The organism is Kitasatospora sp. NPDC059462 (assembly GCF_042749955.1).
Taxonomy (GTDB): Bacteria; Actinomycetota; Actinomycetes; order Streptomycetales; family Streptomycetaceae; genus Kitasatospora.
Window position 1 is genome coordinate 1 of sequence record NZ_JBHYUU010000389.1, and the last position, 1,380, is coordinate 1,380.

Below are 1,380 nucleotides of genomic sequence, written 5' to 3' on the forward strand. Positions count from 1 at the left end.
CGGGGGGGCTCCCCCCGGGCCCGGGGCGGCGGCTCCGCCCCCCCCCCCGCCCCCCCCGGGGGGGGGGCACGCCGCGGGGCCGGTGACAGTCGGACCATGACACAGACCACGTGGACCGAAGCGAGAATCCTGTTCGCCTCCGCCACCGAGGGCGGGCACGGCGCGGACCAGGGCAAGGCCCGGATCAGCGACCAGGGCTGGGTGGACGTCAAGCAGGACGGCGGGGGCTTCACGTCCTACCCGCCGCAGCAGGTCTTCCGGGTCCTCTGGCTGTCCGATCCGTGGGCCGAGGACCAGTAGCACGAGGGCGCCGGGCGCCGGGCGTGCTGCCCGGGGCCCGGCGCCGGCCGTGGCCGGTGGCCGTCCCGGGGTGGGAGCCGTCCGGGGCGTGCCTCAGCCGGTGCCGAGGCGGCGGCCGGTCACCTCGTCCGGGGTGATCCGGACCCACAGGGGGCGGTCGCCGCCCGCCCAGGGCGTCGAGCCGGGGAGCCTGGCCAGCCGCCCTTCCTCCTCCGGGTCGTCGACGTGCTGCGCCGCGCCGAGCATCAGCACGCTCCAGCCCTCGGTCAGCCGGTCGTCGATGTGGTCGGCCTGGAAGGAGACCGGCGAGCCGTCCGGCGCCGCGGCGGCGCCCCGGGGCGAGGTGTGGTAGACGATCGTCCGGCCGTCGACGGCGTAGTTCACCGGGTAGACGGCCGGCGCCGGAGTGCCGGGCAGGCCCACCCGGCCGACGCCGTGGGTGCCCACCAGCAGCCAGCACTCCGGCTCCGAGAGGTGCAGCAGCAGCGGCCTCGGCGTTCCCTCCGGCGGCAGCGACTGCCCCGGCGGGGCGTCGGTGCGGTCCTCCAGGAGCTCCGCCCAGGTCATCTTGAGCGCGGCCGCGATCCGGACGAACCCGGCCGGGTCGAAGGCCGGGCCGGCCGCCAGCAGGTACCGGAAGTAGGCGGGCGACATGGCCGCCTGGTGGGCCAGGGAGCTGTCGTCCAGGCCCAGCTCGTCGCGGCGCCCGACGATCCGGCGGGCCACCTCGGTGGGGTCCGCCCGCCGGACGGCTTCGAGGTCGGGGGTGCGGTTCACAGGTCGGCTCCTCGGCTCGCGGTCTCCTCGTTGCGCTCTCCCGTCCGGCCCTCGCGTCCGGCCCTCTCCCGTCGGGCGCTCTCCCGGTCCGGCGCTCCCCCGTCGGGCGTTCCCCCTTCGCAGGATCCCCCGGCCCGGGCCGGGTCGGCGAGGGGCGTGGGCCGTTCGGCCCTGCCCCGCCGCCCTGCTTCCCGCCGCCTCGGGCGACCGCTCCCCGCCGGCCCTGTGCGGGACGAGGGTGTCGCCCACACCGCGCGCCCCCAACAGCGCGCCGGAGGCCGAGCGGGCCACGGAGACCCCGGC

At 78.3% G+C, this 1,380-nt stretch carries 2 protein-coding genes; one reads left to right on the plus strand and one right to left on the minus strand.

What is annotated here, in order from left to right; translation table 11 throughout:
• Positions 1–96: 96 nt before the first annotated feature.
• Positions 97–300, plus strand: a complete 204-nt coding sequence (locus ACFXAM_RS38660) for a hypothetical protein (RefSeq protein ID WP_380298612.1) — start codon at positions 97–99, stop codon at positions 298–300.
• 93 nt (positions 301–393) lie between these two features.
• Here the strand turns inward: ACFXAM_RS38660 and ACFXAM_RS38665 are convergent, their stop codons facing one another.
• Entirely contained in the window at positions 394–1,077 is a 684-nt protein-coding gene (locus ACFXAM_RS38665) for a pyridoxamine 5'-phosphate oxidase family protein (RefSeq protein WP_380298614.1), read from the minus strand.
• Between the last annotated feature and the right edge of the window lie 303 nt (positions 1,078–1,380).

Excerpts from the sequence above, each read along its gene's own strand:
- ACFXAM_RS38660 (WP_380298612.1), top strand. The coding sequence starts at position 97 with ATGACACAGACCACGTGGACCGAAGCGAGAATCCTGTTCGCCTCCGCC.